This is a genomic window from Pseudomonas sp. GW821-FHT09C09, assembly GCF_059418105.1.
The window spans coordinates 415,946-431,321 of the sequence record NZ_JBWKPF010000001.1 but is presented as its reverse complement, the minus strand read 5'-3'; the positions used below and the strand labels follow the sequence as shown (position 1 = coordinate 431,321).

The 15,376-nt window shown below is 61.0% G+C and carries 12 protein-coding genes; 7 read left to right on the top strand and 5 right to left on the bottom strand.

Annotation, left to right across the window (positions count from 1 at the left end):
* Nucleotides 1-170 precede the first annotated feature (170 nt).
* Complete coding sequence (locus AC07NR_RS02085; RefSeq protein ID WP_495077708.1) at nucleotides 171-1,067, top strand: NAD(P)-dependent oxidoreductase; 897 nt, start codon at nucleotides 171-173, stop codon at nucleotides 1,065-1,067.
* Here AC07NR_RS02085 and AC07NR_RS02080 read toward each other — a convergent pair.
* Both AC07NR_RS02080 and AC07NR_RS02075 read right to left on the bottom strand, forming a co-directional pair.
* The gene (locus tag AC07NR_RS02080) at nucleotides 958-3,240 is read right to left on the bottom strand and encodes a putative bifunctional diguanylate cyclase/phosphodiesterase (RefSeq protein WP_495077707.1); all 2,283 of its coding nucleotides are present in this window, start codon (nucleotides 3,238-3,240) and stop codon (nucleotides 958-960) included. The two genes, AC07NR_RS02085 and AC07NR_RS02080, sit on opposite strands and share 110 nt — an antisense overlap.
* Before the next feature lie 148 nt (nucleotides 3,241-3,388).
* Nucleotides 3,389-3,742 (bottom strand): YkgJ family cysteine cluster protein, encoded by a 354-nt coding sequence (locus tag AC07NR_RS02075; protein ID WP_119427285.1) that lies wholly within the window; start codon nucleotides 3,740-3,742, stop codon nucleotides 3,389-3,391.
* A 302-nt stretch (nucleotides 3,743-4,044) separates the two neighbouring features.
* On the opposite strand from AC07NR_RS02075, the gene AC07NR_RS02070 reads away from it, so the two are divergent.
* Nucleotides 4,045-5,394, top strand: a complete 1,350-nt coding sequence (locus AC07NR_RS02070) for a spinster family MFS transporter (protein ID WP_495077706.1) — start codon at nucleotides 4,045-4,047, stop codon at nucleotides 5,392-5,394.
* Between the two features lie 67 nt (nucleotides 5,395-5,461).
* On the opposite strand, the gene rapA is transcribed toward AC07NR_RS02070, so the two are convergent.
* A complete protein-coding gene (gene rapA / locus AC07NR_RS02065; RefSeq protein ID WP_192553004.1) occupies nucleotides 5,462-8,308 on the bottom strand; it encodes an RNA polymerase-associated protein RapA in 2,847 nt (948 codons plus the stop codon).
* A gap of 241 nt (nucleotides 8,309-8,549) precedes the next feature.
* On the opposite strand from rapA, the gene AC07NR_RS02060 reads away from it, so the two are divergent.
* The 3 genes from AC07NR_RS02060 to ccoM all read left to right on the top strand — a co-directional run bounded on the left by AC07NR_RS02060 (nucleotide 8,550) and on the right by ccoM (nucleotide 9,457).
* Nucleotides 8,550-8,891 carry an aspartate-semialdehyde dehydrogenase gene (locus AC07NR_RS02060; protein WP_085712966.1) on the top strand — a complete coding sequence of 114 codons (342 nt, stop codon included), beginning with the start codon at nucleotides 8,550-8,552 and terminating at the stop codon, nucleotides 8,889-8,891.
* Nucleotides 8,892-9,032: 141 nt separating this feature from the next.
* Complete coding sequence (locus AC07NR_RS02055; RefSeq protein ID WP_167443762.1) at nucleotides 9,033-9,194, top strand: hypothetical protein; 162 nt, start codon at nucleotides 9,033-9,035, stop codon at nucleotides 9,192-9,194.
* Nucleotides 9,195-9,340: 146 nt separating this feature from the next.
* A complete protein-coding gene (gene ccoM / locus AC07NR_RS02050; protein ID WP_007959205.1) occupies nucleotides 9,341-9,457 on the top strand; it encodes a cytochrome c oxidase subunit CcoM in 117 nt (38 codons plus the stop codon).
* 651 nt (nucleotides 9,458-10,108) lie between these two features.
* Here the strand turns inward: ccoM and AC07NR_RS02045 are convergent.
* Together AC07NR_RS02045 and AC07NR_RS02040 are read right to left on the bottom strand one after the other, a co-directional pair.
* The gene (locus AC07NR_RS02045) at nucleotides 10,109-11,584 is read right to left on the bottom strand and encodes an inorganic phosphate transporter (RefSeq protein ID WP_085712967.1); all 1,476 of its coding nucleotides are present in this window, start codon (nucleotides 11,582-11,584) and stop codon (nucleotides 10,109-10,111) included.
* A gap of 375 nt (nucleotides 11,585-11,959) precedes the next feature.
* Entirely contained in the window at nucleotides 11,960-12,160 is a 201-nt protein-coding gene (locus AC07NR_RS02040; RefSeq protein WP_007957826.1) for a hypothetical protein, read from the bottom strand.
* Between the two features lie 643 nt (nucleotides 12,161-12,803).
* Here AC07NR_RS02040 and pcaR point away from each other — a divergent pair.
* Nucleotides 12,804-13,646 carry a pca regulon transcriptional regulator PcaR gene (gene pcaR / locus AC07NR_RS02035; protein ID WP_007963153.1) on the top strand — a complete coding sequence of 281 codons (843 nt, stop codon included), beginning with the start codon at nucleotides 12,804-12,806 and terminating at the stop codon, nucleotides 13,644-13,646.
* A 294-nt stretch (nucleotides 13,647-13,940) separates the two neighbouring features.
* The gene (pcaK, locus tag AC07NR_RS02030; protein WP_495077705.1) at nucleotides 13,941-15,287 is read left to right on the top strand and encodes a 4-hydroxybenzoate transporter PcaK; all 1,347 of its coding nucleotides are present in this window, start codon (nucleotides 13,941-13,943) and stop codon (nucleotides 15,285-15,287) included.
* Nucleotides 15,288-15,376 lie beyond the last annotated feature (89 nt).

Here is a 15,376-nt window from a genome sequence, read left to right as displayed (position 1 = left end):
CTCGGCGACCACTGTCGTCGAGCCTCACGGAATGGGAATCTCGCGTCTTTTTGCTGCGCGTATTTGGCCCGTGCGTCAGGTGCTTTGCCTGTGTGTCGCACGGGGGAATCCTTTCCTGATTGATGATGGATCGGCCATTATTCGGCGATCTTTAATCAAAAGGAGGCTAAATGATGTCAACGCTACCTTCGTTGGGGTTTGCCGGAATCGGACTGATGGGGCTGCCGATGTGCCGGCGTCTGCTGGCGGCGGGTTATCCGCTGACCGTGTGGAACCGCAACCCGGACAAGTGCGCGCCGCTGGTGGAGGCGGGTGCCCGGCAAGTCGCGACCCCGGCCGAACTGTGCGGGCAGGCCGACGTGGTGATGCTCTGCCTGGCCGATACGGCGGTGGTACGCGAAGTAGTGTTTGGCCCGGCCGGTGTTGCTGAAGGCGCAAGAAACGGTCAGCTGCTGGTGGACTTTTCCAGCCTTGAACCGACGGCGACTCGCGAGATGGCAGCAGAACTGGCGCAAAAGACCGGCATGGCCTGGCTCGACTCACCGGTGTCCGGCGGCGTCGTCGGCGCGGAGGCCGGCAGCCTGGCGATCATGGTCGGTGGTGATGCCGCAGATCTTGATCGTGTTCGCCCGGTGCTGCTCGCCCTCGGTCAGCGCGTCACGCACATGGGCGGTATCGGTGCCGGCCAGGTGACCAAGGCCTGCAATCAGATGATCGTTGCCTGCAATGCGCTGGTGATCGCCGAAGTGGTCGCGCTGGCCGAGCAGTCCGGGGTCGACGCCAGCCTGATGGCCGAGGCGCTGGCCGGTGGTTTTGCCGATTCGAAGCCGCTGCAGATCCTCGCCCCGCAAATGGCCGAAAGCCGTTTCGAACCGGTGAAGTGGCACGTGCGCACGTTGCTCAAGGATCTCGACACGGCAGTGAAGTTTTCCCGTGAAGTCGGCTCGGCGACGCCGATCAGCGGATTGGCCGCACAACTGATGCGCCTGCATGGGGCGCAGGGCTTTTTGGAGAGAGATCCATCGACACTGGTGAAAATGTACCGCGAGCCAGCGTCAGCGGATTGACCGAGTGGGCGTGTTTGCGCTGGTTGATCTCTTCGAGGACCGGGCGCAGTTCGTGCAGCGGCACCGGACGGCTGAGCAGGTAACCCTGAATGAAGTCACAGCCGGAACGCTCGAGGAATTCGTATTGCTCCAGGCTTTCCACGCCTTCGGTGACGACCTGCAAGTGCAGGGTGTGGGCCATGACGATGATCGCCTGGACGATTTCCATGTCGGCGGTGGCCTTGGGAATATCGAGGATGAACGAGCGGTCGACTTTCAAGGTGTTGAGCGGCAGACGCTTGAGATAGGCCAGGGACGAATAACCGGTGCCGAAGTCATCGATTGACAGCGACACACCCAGGGCGCGGATCTGCCGCAACAGCACCAGCGTATTGGCGATGTTGCCCATCAGGGCGTTTTCGGTCACCTCCAGCTCAAGGCGTTCAGGGGCGACGCCGGCGCTGCGCAAGGCGCGTTCGATCTCATTGGCCAGTTCTTCCCGGGCCAGATTCAGCGGTGAACAGTTCCAGGCAATCTTCAATTCGTCACAGCCATGGCGCGACAGTTCGCCAAGGTCTTCGCAGGCCTTGCGCAGCACCCAGTTGTCGAGTTCGGCAATCAGGCCGTTGTTTTCGGCGATGGCGATAAAACGGTCCGGGGTCAGCAGGCCATGCACCGGATGCTGCCAGCGAATCAGCGCTTCGAGCTTGGTGACCTTGCCGGTCTTCAGTTCGAAGATCGGCTGGTAATACAGCATCAACCCGTTCTCTTCGCGCAGGGCATGGCGCAGTTCTTCCTCCAGTTGCAGTTCCAGGCTTGCGCGGTTTTTCAGGTTGGAATCGAAAAAGTGCACGCCGTTGCGCCCGGCGCCCTTGGATTGATACAGCGCCAGGTCCGCGTGCTTGAGCAGTTCATCGCAGGTGGTGCCGTCTTCGGGAAACAGGCTGATGCCGATGCTGGTGGTCATCACCATGCGCCGCCCGGCCAGTTCGATCGGCTCCTTCATCTTGAGCATGATGCGCTGGGCCAGGTTGCGGGCTTCTTCGCGGTCACGCAGGCCGATGAGGATGCAGAATTCATCGCCGCCGAAACGCGCGACCACGTCTTCATGGCCACGTACCGAACCTTTGATGTGCTGGGCGATGACCTTGAGCAACTCGTCACCGGCATCATGGCCGAGGCTGTCGTTGATGCGCTTGAAGTGGTCGATGTCGAGAAACATCACCGCGAGCATGCCGCCCTCGGTGGATTTCTGGCTGAGTTTCTCGGCAAAGAGCTGGTTGAAGCCGCGACGATTGATCAGGTTGGTCAGGGCGTCGTAATTGGCGGCCTGTTGCAGCGACATCCGCGCCTGATCGAGCTGGCTGAGCAACATGTTGACCCGGCGCAGGTCTTGCTCCTTGTTCTGCAGTTTCTTGTCGGCGAGTGCGGCGCTGATGGCGCTGCCGAGGATCAGCAGGGTGATGAAGGCGACGGTGAGCCCCAGCTGCAGGTGGCTGGTTTCGGCCCTCAGTGTGGGAATGCTTCCCTCCGGCAGCACCAGATGCAACGCCGCCATGCCAGTGAAGTGCATGCTGATGATGCCGGCCCCGAGAATCAGGGTGGCCACGTATTTGAGCATCTGGTTGTGCAGGCCGCTGCCTTCACGCAAATTCCCGGCCACCCACAGCGCGGCGAAACTGGCACCGATGGCAATCAGGATCGACAGGCCGAACAGGGTCGGTTCGTAGTAAGCGGTGGCGGCGGACTGCATGGCGGCCATGCCGACGTAATGCATGCCGGCAATGCCCAGGCCGATGACGATGGCGGTCTTGAAGTATTGCAGCAGACTGGGCTGCGGTTCGCTGAGGGTGTGCATCGCCAGCCAGGAGGCCAGCAGGGCGATCACCAGGGAGAACAGGGTAATGGCCAGGTCGTACTGGATGTCGATCGGCGTCTGGAACGCCAGCATGCTGATGAAATGCATGGCCCAGATGCCGCCGGCCAGGCAAGTGGCGCCGATCCAGCGCCAGAGCCTGCGCGATCCGGGGTCTTCGGCATGGCCGACGCGTTCCGCCATGTCGAGGGTGGCGAAACTCGCGGCACACGCCACCAGATAGGCGACCAGCACCAGCAAGGGGTTGTGTGTGCAATTGAGGATGACCTGCCCGCTCTCCGGCAGCTCGGCAACAAACTGCAAACCAAGCCACTCCATAGCATGCCCCGTCTCTGAGTGCTTCCTTACTGCGTCATCAACGCAGGCGAATGAATGCAGTATAGAGGCCGATTTCGGGGCGCAAGCCGTGGTGGCACATTGGTTCTAATGATTTTGGCATGAGGGCCATAGCGATTGGCGCTAAGGCTCAGGCGACCTCGTTCCAGTGCGGTTGCAACGGCGGCAGGCCGAAGCGGGCACGGGCCTTGTCACAGTCAATGTTCTGCTCGCCGTTTTCCCACGACGCCTCGAACTCGCGGCAGGGGCTGGAGCGCTTGTCATAGATCGTGCAACTCACGGCCTTTCCGACTTCGCCTTCCAGCGCGGTGCAGCGTGGTGCCTTGCGGTCGGTACCGATCATGGCGACCCGGCTGGGCGTGATCTGGGTGACCAGTTCATCAGGCACGGTTCCGCCGGAGGATGCGCATTCACCCCAGAAAAATGACACACGAAAATGGGAACAGCAGGCACCGCAATTCAGACACGGACTGACATCGGACATGGGAGGGGCATCAAAGGGATTGATCGGCTGGATCCGGACAGATCCGGCGGCCATTCTAGGCTTTGCCACGGCGTTGGGAAGGGGGGCGCGAAAGTATTTTTTCATTGCCGGATTTTTCCGCAAAACCCCCGGTTTTCGGGGGATTCGAGCCTTTTCAAGGGCTTACGTTTCGTTACAGTGCGATGGCTCCCTATCAGGCTGGCGAATGATCACAGACAGCTTCGAAGGCCGTGACTAGATTGCAGGTTCCGGGCTCGGATGCGTCGGCAGTGAAGCCCTATAACAATAAAAGAGACGGACCCATGCAGAACTCGACCCAAGCGGCGAATGCCTGGCGCATTCTGTTCCTGTTGTTCCTCGCCAACCTGTTCAATTTCTTCGATCGCACCATCCCGGCGATCATCATCGAGCCGATCCGCATGGAATGGCACCTCAGCGACTTTCAGCTGGGGATTGTCGGCACCGCGTTCACTATCGTCTATGCCATTGCCGGCCTGCCATTGGGGCGCATGGCCGACACCGGCTCGCGCAGCAAACTGATGGGCTGGGGCCTGGCGACCTGGAGCGCGCTGACAGCGGTCAACGGCCTGGTCGGCAGTTTCTGGAGTTTCCTGCTGGTGCGCATGGGCATCGGCATCGGTGAGGCCAGTTACGCGCCGGCCGCCAACTCTCTGATCGGCGATCTGTTCCCGGCCCACCGTCGGGCGCGGGCCATGGGGATTTTCATGCTGGGCTTGCCGTTGGGGCTGCTGCTGGCGTTTTTCACCATCGGCGCGATGGTCAAGGCGTTCGACAGCTGGCGTGCGCCGTTCTTCATCGCTGCCGTGCCGGGGTTGCTGCTGGCGGTGTTCATGTTCTTCATCAAGGAACCCAAGCGTGGCGCGGCGGAAACCGTGCAAGTGTCGCAGGAGAAAGTCGACAAGCCGATCCGCCGGGTGCTGGCGGTGCCGACGTTCCTGTGGCTGGTGCTGGCGGGGTTGTGCTTCAACTTCGCGACCTACGCCTGCAACTCGTTTCTGGTGCCGATGCTGCAGCGCTATTTCCTGATGCCGTTGCAGGAGGCGGCGGTGGCCACCGGGATGATCGTCGGGGTGACCGGTTTGATCGGCCTGACCCTGGGCGGCTGGATCGCCGACAAGATTCACCAGCGCGTGGCCAGCGGCCGGCTGTTGTTTGCGGCGTTCAGCCTGATCATCTCGACGGTGTGCACCGCCTGGGCGCTGCATGCCGGGCGGATCGAGATCGGTGTGTTTGTCGCCGTGTTCAGTGTCGGCTGGCTGTTTGCCTATAACTTCTACACCTGCGTCTACACGGCGATTCAGGACGTGGTCGAACCGCGTCTGCGGGCCACGGCGATGGCGTTGTTCTTTGCCGGGTTGTACTTGCTGGGTGGCGGTCTGGGGCCGGTAGTGGTGGGTGGTTTGTCGGATCACTTTGCCAAGTCGGCGATGATTTCGGCGGGGGCCGAACAGATGACCGAGGCGTTCAAGGCTGTCGGCCTGCATGACGCGATGTACCTGATCCCGGTGGCGCTGTTCTTTACGATGGTGTTTCTGTTTCTGGCGTCGCGGTGTTTTGTGCGGGATGCCAAGCGGATGAAGGAGGGGTTGTTGGCAGTGGTGGAGCCGGATGGCGCAGCGGTGACTGCGTAACCTCAGACAAACAAAAAGGCCCGCATCGCTGCGGGCCTTTTTGTTTCTGGCGATGGAGCAGGGCGGTTTAGCCTGCGACCAGCACCCGGATTGCTTCCAGTCGCAGCGCAGCCTTGTCGAGCATGGCCAGGCCTTGCTCGCGCTGTTTGCGCAGGGCCACCAGCTCGCTGTCGCGCACGGTCGGGTTGACCGCCTGCAACGCGGTCAGGCGCGCCAGTTCTTCGTCGGTATCGGCCGCCAGACGGCGGCGGGCCTCGGCCACGCGCTCGGCGTGACGCGGGGTGACCTTGTCTTCACCGGCGTTGATCCGTGGCGTCAGCTGATCGCGCTGGGCCTGGATGAACTTGTTGGCGCTGGCGCGCGGTACGCTTTCCAGCTGGTCGTTCAGGGTTTCGAACGCCACGCGGGCCGACAGATCGTTGCCGTTGGCATCGAGCAGGCAGCGCAGGGCGGCCGGCGGCAGGTAACGGCCCAGTTGCAGCGAGCGTGGCGCAACCACTTCGCTGACGTACAGCAGTTCCAGCAGTACGGTGCCCGGCTTCAACGCTTTGTTCTTGATCAGCGCGACGGCGGTGTTGCCCATCGAACCGGACAGCACCAGGTCCATGCCGCCCTGCACCATCGGGTGTTCCCAGGTGATGAACTGCATGTCTTCGCGCGACAGCGCCTGGTTGCGGTCGTAGGTGATGGTCACGCCTTCGTCGTCGCCCAGCGGGAAACTGGCGTCGAGCATCTTCTCGCTCGGCTTGAGGATCAGGGCGTTTTCCGAATGGTCTTCGCTGTCGATGCCGAAGGCGTCGAACAGGGTTTCCATGTAGATCGGCAGGGCGAACTGATCGTCTTGCTCGAGGATGTCCTCGACCAGCGCGTCACCTTCGCCGGCGCCGCCGGAGTTCAGTTCCAGCAGGCGGTCGCGACCGGTGTGCAGCTCGGCTTCCAGACGCTCGCGCTCGGTGCGCGCTTCGTCGATCAGCGTCTGCCACTCGCCATCGTCAGCCTCTTCCAGCAGCGGCAGCAGGCGCGGGCCGAACTGATGCTGCAAGGCGTTGCCGGTCGGGCAAGTATTGAGGAACGCGTTCAGCGCTTCGTGATACCACTGGAACAGGCGCTCTTGCGGGCTGGTTTCCAGGTACGGCACGTGCAGTTCGATGATGTGTTTCTGGCCGATCCGGTCCAGACGACCGATCCGCTGCTCCAGCAGGTCCGGGTGCGACGGCAGATCGAACAGCACCAGGTGGTGGGCGAACTGGAAGTTGCGGCCTTCACTGCCGATTTCCGAGCAGATCAGCACCTGTGCGCCGAACTCTTCGTCGGCGAAGTAGGCGGCGGCGCGGTCACGCTCGAGGATGTTCATGCCTTCATGGAACACCGTGGCCGGGATGCCGGAACGTACGCGCAGGGCGTCTTCCAGGTCCATCGCGGTCTCGGCGTGTGCGCAGATCACCAGCACTTTGGTGCGCTTGAGCATTTTCAGCTGATCGATCAGCCACTCGACGCGCGGGTCGAATTTCCACCAGCGTTCTTCTTCGCTGGCGTCCGGCTGGGCCTGGAAGCTGACTTCCGGGTACAGCTCGGCGTGATCGCCCAGTGGCAGTTCGAGGTATTCGTCCGGGCACGGCAGCGGGTACGGATGCAGCTTGCGCTCCGGGAAACCCTGCACGGCGGCGCGGGTGTTGCGGAACAGCACGCGGCCGGTGCCGTGGCGGTCGAGCAGTTCGCGCACGAGGCGGGCGCTGGCTTCGGTGTCGCCATCGTTGACGGCGGTGAGCAGGGCTTCGCCTTCGTTGCCGAGGAAACCGTGAATGGTCTTGTGCGCTTCGGCCGAGAGGCGGCCCTTGTCCAGCAGCTCCTGAACGGCTTCGGCCACCGGGCGATAGTTCTCGCTTTCGGCGCGGAAGGCGGCCAGGTCATGAAAACGGTTCGGGTCGAGCAGGCGCAGACGGGCAAAGTGGCTGTCCTGACCGAGTTGCTCCGGGGTGGCGGTGAGCAGCAGCACGCCCGGGATCGTCTCGGCAAGCTGCTCGACCAAGGAGTATTCCGGGCTGACCTTGTCTTCGTGCCACACCAGGTGGTGCGCTTCGTCGACCACCATCAGGTCCCAGCCGGCGGCGAACAGCGCGTCCTGGGCCTTTTCGTCTTCGACCAGCCACTCCAGGGCCACCAGGGCCAGTTGGGTGTCTTCGAACGGGTTGGAGGCATCGCTTTCGATGAAGCGTTCTTCGTCGAACAGCGCAACCTGCAGGTTGAAGCGGCGGCGCATTTCCACCAGCCATTGGTGCTGGAGGTTTTCCGGCACCAGGATCAGCACGCGATTGGCGCGACCGGAGAGCAACTGGCGATGGATCACCAGACCGGCTTCGATGGTCTTGCCCAGGCCCACTTCGTCCGCCAGCAATACCCGTGGCGCGATGCGGTCGGCGACTTCACGGGCAATGTGCAACTGGTGAGCGATCGGCTGCGCACGTACGCCGCCCAGGCCCCACAGGGAGGACTGCAACTGGCGGCTGGTGTGTTCCAGGGTGTGGTAGCGCAGGGAGAACCACGACAGCGGGTCGATCTGTCCGGCGAACAGACGGTCGCTGGCCAGACGGAACTGGATGAAGTTCGACAGCTGGGTTTCCGGCAGGGTGACGGCTTCGTTCTCGGCGTTCAGACCGTGATAGACGAGCAGGCCATCGGCATCCTCGACTTCGCGCACGGTCATCTTCCAGCCTTCGAAGTGAGTGATGGAGTCGCCCGGCGAGAATCGCACGCGGGTCAAAGGCGCATTCCTTAGCGCGTACTGGCGGGTTTCGCCAGTGGCCGGGTAAAGCACGGTCAACAAGCGGCCGTCCTGTGCCAGAACGGTGCCTAAACCAAGCTCTGCTTCGCTGTCACTGATCCAGCGTTGCCCCGGTTGATACTGCTGCGCCATGCTGCCTGACTCCCACCTTGAAAAAGCGGGCTATCTTAACGGAATGAGGCCCTGAGGCCAAAGGATTAGGCGTCGCGTACGGCTATTAAATGCCGACGGCCAACTGAGGGAAGATTAGGTCATGCGTCGGTTTCAGGAGCGCTGGCGGCACGATTGAGTGCCAACCCGGTCACAAGTTTTCGACCGATGGCTCAAGGCCCCGATGCCGCAGCCGATAGCCTGCTGACAGGAGACCCTTCATATGCTGCCACCGATGCTCCCCCTGAGCGCCGTGCCGATCACATCCCAGCAGGACCCGATCCGCCAGCGGCCGGACATTCCCCCGGTGGTGCCGGTGCAGGAAAGCTCCAACGAAAGCACGATCGACCTGCAAAAGCGCGATCCGGAAGAGGATGGTTATCTGCTGCGCGAAGAGCAGCGCCGCCAGCAGGAGCGTGAGCGTCGCAAGCGCGAAGCCGACGAAGATCCGGAAGAACACCTCGCCGTGCCGGGCACAGAACTCAATGCCGACAACACCGTGCCGGTGGTGCCGCTGATGGAAGATCAGCCGCGTCAGGGCTTGTGGGTCGACATCGAGATCTGAGGCTGCCCGACCATCGCGTCTTGCATACACGATTTGTTGTACGTCGATGACTGGTCAGCGCCGGCCCGAGGCCGCATTATTGGCGCAGTCCTGTCGGTGGTCCGGCAGTTGTGATTCAGTCCAAGCGATGCATCGAACGCCATGAGCCAAGACGACAAACTGATCGACCTCAGCACCGAACGCGCCAAGCGGGTTCACGACCTCAACGAAAAACGCCTGAATGAAGTGCGCAAGGCCTTCGAACAGGCCATGCCGTTGGGAAAACCGAAGAAAAAGTCGAAAAACAAACCGAAAAAGCGTTGATCTCCCCCTGTATCCGTTGATGCAGGTCAGTTATTTCCCTTCCTTTGCTCCGCACCTTGACCGGTATTGATCCCGGTCAATTCCTGCGCCTGCCTGATTGGTTAACTTAGCTCCATCGCAGCAAAGCAGGGGCCAGGAGGCCAGTCATGTTTTTCGATAACGTGGTGTTTGCCGGGGTTCTGACGGTGGGGCTCATGGTTCTGTTTTTTGCAGGGTTTGGATTTTTTATCTGGAAGGATGCGAATAAGCGCAAGAAGCCTTAGTTCTTCCGGGTTTGATGAGCACGCAAGGCATTTTGGGCAACTTCGGTTGCCCTTTTTTTTTGTGTTTTGGCGGCCTTTGGGCCGACCATGCTTTGGGTGTTCTTTGTGAATATCCGTTTTTTCGGGTGTTGCGACTGGCGGTTCCGCTCTTACAGCGGGTCACTTTTTCAAACGCCAAAAAGTAACCAAAAGGCTTGGCCCCGGCGTTCGGCACCTCGCTGAGGCTCGGCGTTCCTTCGTTCCGGGATTCATCCGGGGGCATCGCCTCCGGTTTGCTTCGCTGCACCTCCTCTCGATGTGTTCGACTTCGTCGAACGGCGCTGCGCGCCCACCCCCGGATAAATCCCTCCACTCAGCCTGCCGAAGGGGCCGACACGTCAAAAGCTTTACTCGAGCTAACGCTCATCGTGTTGAGTGGTGGGAAGCCAAAGCAGGTGCGGGATGTGGGCTTTTGAGGTCCGGAGTTCACCTCGGTATCTCACGTCGGCGTATTTCTCCAAAACACCTCGGTCAGTCCCCTCTTCCTACGGGCGGTCCGACGTTTCGGGAGGGCTAGGGTGAGGGCGCTCTTGATCTTCCGCACCTCTTTACCGCGGCCAACAAAAAAGGCGTGATTCTCTCGAATCACGCCTTTTTCATTACCACGATCTATCAGCTACCCAGCGCCTTCGACGCCAGCCAGAACAAGCCGGCCGACAGGGCCACGGTGGCCGGCAGGGTCAGGACCCAGGCCAGCAGGATGGTTTTCACCGTGCCGCCTTGCAGGCCGCTTTTGTTGGCGACCATGGTGCCGGCCACGCCCGAGGACAGGACGTGGGTGGTGGACACCGGCAGGCTGAAGATGTTGGCCAGGCCGATCATGCTCGCTGCGGTGATCTGTGCCGACATGCCCTGGGCATAGGTCATGCCTTGCTTGCCGATTTTTTCGCCGATGGTCAGGACCACGCGTTTCCAGCCGATCATGGTGCCGAGGCCCAGGGCCAGGGCGACCGCCAGAATCACCCAGAACGGGGCGTATTCGGTGGTGGTGGTCAGGTCTTTGCGCAGCTTGTCCAGGTCGGCCTTTTCACGAGCCTCAAGGCCCGGGAGTTTGGCGACTTTCTTCGCGGTGTCGTCCAGGCAGAGCAGGTAGCGGCGCACTTCGATGCGGCTTTCCGCCGGCAGCGAGTGGTAGTCCGATACACCTTTGAGGGTGTGGAGCAGGGCGGAAATGGTCGGTTCGGTCTGCTGCGGGTTGCAGCGGAATTTCTCCGGCAGGTCGCCTTCTACGCTTTTGCCCAGGGCCAGGAATTCGCCAAGGGTGGCGGCGTTGCGCTGGTAGAACTGGCTCAGGTGCAGGGTTGCGTCGCGAGTACGTTCGATCTGGTAGGTGGTGCTGTTCAGGTCGAGCACGAACTGCGCTGGCACGATACCGATCAGGACCAGCATGATCAGGCCGATGCCTTTCTGACCATCGTTGGAGCCGTGCACGAAGCTCATGGCCATGGCGGACATCACCAGAACCAGGCGATTCCAGAACGGTGGATGCTTCTTGTCGTCGATCTTGCGGCGTTGTTCCGGGGTCTTGTGCATTTTCGACAGCGGGCGCCACCACTTGAGGCCGATCAGCACCAGGGCGGCCACCAGGAAGCCAGCCATCGGCGAGAACACCAGCGAAGCGCCGATATCGATCGCTTTCTGCCAGTTCACGCCATCACCCAGCGGAATGTCGTTGATCAGGGCGTTGGCCAGGCCGACACCGAGGATCGAACCGATCAGGGTGTGGGAACTGGAGGCCGGGATACCGAAGTACCAGGTGCCCAGGTTCCAGGCGATGGCGGCGGCGAGCAGCGAGAACACCATTGCCAGACCATGGCCGGTGTTCACGTTGATCAACAGTTCTACCGGCAGCAGGTGGACGATGGCATACGCCACGCCGACGCCGCCCAGCAATACGCCGAGGAAGTTGAACACGCCCGAGAAGAACACCGCCAGGTGAGGCGGCATCGCTTTGGTGTAGATAACAGTGGCTACCGCGTTAGCGGTGTCATGAAATCCATTGATGAACTCGAAGGCGAGGACAAATGTCAGGGCGAGCAGGAGGCTCACAAGCACCCAGGCATCCAGTCCGCTGAATAAATCGATCATGAAGGTTTTCTGACCCGGTCATAAGGGGGCGCGATTATGCCAGAAAAGACTGGAAATCGATCCCCTACCTGCTCATCGGTAACCTTCTTCGCCAAATTAATTTGTATCAAGGTGCATTACCCAAGCTTTTTACAGGGTTTTGCAAGGCATTGATTCGATTGATAAAAATGCGAATAGCCGGCGGATCGACCGGGGGGCGGGAGGGGGCAGAAGCGTGTATGAAATATCTGAGAAACGTGTCTGACATGCTCCAGACCTGTGCAATACAGGGGAGTTGGCCGCTGCCCGCGGGTAGCGGGCGCGCAAGGCATCGTCAGTCCACCGTGCTTGTAACCCGGTGAGTACGTTTACCCTCGAAAGTCTCAAAGGAAGGCATCAAGGCTCTTCGGCTTTGAGTTCCTCTTCCATTTTTTTCAGTTCTTGCTGGAAGACCTGATCCTGAACGGTGGGGCGTTTACGCCATGCTTTGCGTTCCGGTTCCGGCTGAGCGGCGTAGGTGGTGACTTCCCCGCCGTAAACTTCCTTGTAACGTTGTTCCTGGCGCTCAAGTTCCGCGCGCAGTTCGTCTTTCGTCACAGTGCTACCTGTATGAGTTGAGATAAATGTCTGGTGAAACGCACTGCAACGAATCGATTGAACCGGTTCGCCAACAAGACGCGGCCTTAACAGGCAGCGGTGTTATCGGCAGGGCGGTCAAGACTTCCATGTTACAGGCGGCTACGGCACCAGATTAAAACTGACGCAGCATCAGTTTCCTGTTTCAGCGAGCGCGCTGGCGGTGCATGGGTGATGATCATCAGGCGCTGGCCGGGGCTGAAGGCAATGGACATTGCCTCAGCGAATGACGTCGACGGCCAATAAAAGTGCGACGCCATTGAGGTGCATTATAGCGGCCGATTCGGGATTGACTATCTTTGCCAAGTTAAAAACGGTACCGGATGTGTGATTGTTTTGTGACTCGCAACTTTTTCCGGTAGTTGCGTCGTTGTTGCCGGGTGTTGCGTTTCTGGCGTCATTTAGTCGATCAACTAAGGGGCCGGGCGCATGAGTGATATCGCGTTGGAAACTTTACAGAGTCGCTTCATTCGGGTCGGTAGGAGCGTTTGCGATTATCGGTCGACGGTTCGATAATCGCCCGGTGTTGGCGATCTGGCGCTTGTGCATCTGTCTGCGAGCCGCTTGTATAGCCGTTGATCCGAACAAGAAAAAAGGACCTGACATGAACGATCAAATGCGCAATTCCTTCACCTCGGTAGCGCCGCCGATCGTCGCCTCGCCGGCCAAACGCATCCAGGCCCTGACCGGCGATCCGGACTTCATGACTTCCCTGGCCCGAGGCCTGGCCGTGGTCCAGGCGTTTCAGGAGCGCAAGCGCCACCTGACCATCGCCCAGATCAGCCATCGTACGGAAATCCCCCGCGCTGCCGTACGTCGCTGCCTGCACACCTTGATCAAACTCGGTTACGCCACCACCGACGGCCGTACTTATTCGTTGCTGCCCAAAGTGCTGACCCTCGGTCACGCCTATCTGTCTTCGACGCCGCTGGCAGTCTCCGCCCAGCCGTACCTCGACCGTATGAGCGAACAACTGCACGAAGCCTGCAACATGGCCACCCTGGAAGGCGACGACATTCTTTACATCGCTCGCTCGGCCACCACCCAGCGCCTGATTTCGGTGGACCTGTCGGTGGGCGGGCGGCTGCCGGCGTATTGCACGTCCATGGGGCGGATTCTGCTGGCGGCGCTGGACGACACGTCGCTGCGCGAGTACCTCGACCACGCCGAACTGGTGGCCAAGACCAGTCGCACACTGCACACCCCCGAGTCCTTGCTCGAATGTCTGCAGGAAGTGCGGCAGCAGGGCTGGTGCATCGTCGATCAGGAACTGGAACAAGGCCTGCGTTCGATTGCGGTGCCGGTGTATGACGCTTCCGGCCAGGTGGTGGCCGCGCTCAACGTCAGCACCCACGCCGGTCGCGTCAGCCGTACCGAACTGGAACAACGCTTTCTGCCGGGTCTGCTGAGTGCAAGCCGCGACCTCAGTGCGCAGTTATTCGCCTGATGAAGCTGTTCGATAAACGCACAGAGTTGCGTTTATCGAATTGACGCTAAAACCCCCGGATCATTAATGTCGCGGCAGCGTCATCCGGCGCTGTTGTGAATGAGCCCGCCGGATCGTCGACTCCCATAATAATGACAAGAGGCAACTTCCCATGCGCACGTTCCCCGACTGTCGCCGCTCCCGTTCCTGTTGCCGGTTTTAGCGCAACGCCTGATTCCCTCCTTATATGCTTGTGTCCGTGCCAGTCTTTGGCCGGTCGCCGTTCGACTGCGTTTTTTGCGTGGAATAAAAATAATGAACCAGCCTCAGTCCGCTGTAGGTCACTGCCTCGACGTGCAGTCCTTCATCAACGCCCAACCGATCTCGCGCTATCAGTGGCGGGTGGTGATTCTGTGTTTCCTGATTGTGTTCCTCGATGGCCTCGACACCGCGGCCATGGGTTTCATCGCGCCGGCCCTGTCCCAGGACTGGGGCATCGACCGCGCCAGCCTCGGCCCGGTAATGAGCGCCGCGCTGATCGGCATGGTCTTCGGCGCCTTGGGCTCCGGGCCGTTGGCTGATCGCTTCGGGCGAAAAGTCGTACTGGTCGGGGCGGTTTTTCTGTTCGGTGCTTTCAGTCTGGCGTCGGCCTACGCCACCAACGTCGAGCAATTGCTGGTGCTGCGTTTCCTCACCGGTCTTGGATTGGGCGCGGGCATGCCGAACGCCACCACGCTGCTGTCGGAATACACCCCGGAGCGCAAGAAGTCGCTGCTGGTGACCAGCATGTTCTGCGGCTTCAACCTCGGCATGGCGGGTGGCGGATTCATCTCGGCCAAGCTGATTCCGGCCTTCGGCTGGCACAGCCTGTTGCTGATCGGCGGGGTCCTGCCGCTGATCCTCGCCGTGGTGTTGCTGCTCTGGCTGCCGGAATCGGCGCGTTATCTGGTGGTGCGTAACCGTGGCACCGACAAAGTGCGCAAAACCCTTGCGCCGATCGATCCGGCGACTGTCGCCCAGGCAGCAAGTTTCAGCGTACCGGAGCAGAAAACCGTCAAGGCACGCAACGTGTTCGCGGTGATTTTCTCCGGCACCTACAGCGTCGGCACGTTGCTGCTGTGGCTGACCTACTTCATGGGCCTGGTGATCGTGTACCTGCTGACCAGCTGGCTGCCGACCCTGATGCGTGACAGCGGCGCGAGCATGGAGCAGGCGGCCTTCATCGGCGCGTTGTTCCAGTTCGGCGGGGTATTGAGCGCGGTCGGCGTAGGCTGGGCGATGGACCGGTTCAATCCGCACAAGGTCATCGGCATTTTCTACCTGCTGGCCGGGGTGTTTGCCTACGCGGTCGGGCAGAGCCTGGGCAACATCACGCTGCTGGCGACGCTGGTGCTGGTGGCGGGCATGTGCGTCAACGGTGCGCAATCGGCGATGCCGTCACTGGCGGCGCGGTTTTATCCGACCCAGGGTCGGGCGACCGGTGTGTCGTGGATGCTCGGGATCGGCCGCTTCGGCGCCATCCTCGGCGCATGGATGGGCGCGACGCTGCTGGGCCTGGGCTGGAATTTCGAACAGGTGCTGACAGCGCTGGTGATCCCGGCCGGGCTGGCCACGGCTGCGGTGGTGATCAAGGGTCTGGTCAGTCACGCGGACGCGACCTGATATCGGGATTGATCGCCTCGCACTCGGGGCGATCATTAGGTTGATAACAATCTGTTCGATAAGCGAACACTCAGTCGATTATCGGATTG